This is a genomic window from Nocardia noduli, assembly GCF_019038455.1.
Classification (GTDB): domain Bacteria; phylum Actinomycetota; class Actinomycetes; order Mycobacteriales; family Mycobacteriaceae; genus Nocardia; species Nocardia noduli.
Map to the genome: position 1 here is coordinate 1 of NZ_JAFMPL010000327.1, position 307 is coordinate 307.

Here is a 307-nt window from a genome sequence, read left to right on the forward strand (position 1 = left end):
CACTGCCGAAAACCCTGCATGTCGACACCCCCTCCACCCATGTCGACTGGACGAGCGGCGCAGTCGAACTGCTCACCGAGCCTCGTGCCTGGACTACCGTGGCCGACCGGCCGCGTCGTGCGGCGGTGTCCTCCTTCGGTATCTCGGGTACCAACGCCCACGTCATCCTCGAACAGGCACCACCCGACACCGAGACACCCGACACCGATCCGGTGCCTGTAGTGAAATCCGATGCGGTGGTGTGGGTGTTGTCGGGGCGTAGCGGTGAGGGCCTGCTCGCGCAGGGGCGCCGGTTGCAGGAGTGGCT

The 307-nt window shown here is 66.8% G+C and carries 1 protein-coding gene; it reads left to right on the forward strand.

Annotated elements, in window-relative coordinates:
* On the forward strand, window positions 1-307 hold a 307-nt coding region (locus JZ792_RS41610), incomplete at both ends, for a ketoacyl-synthetase C-terminal extension domain-containing protein (RefSeq protein ID WP_308165659.1).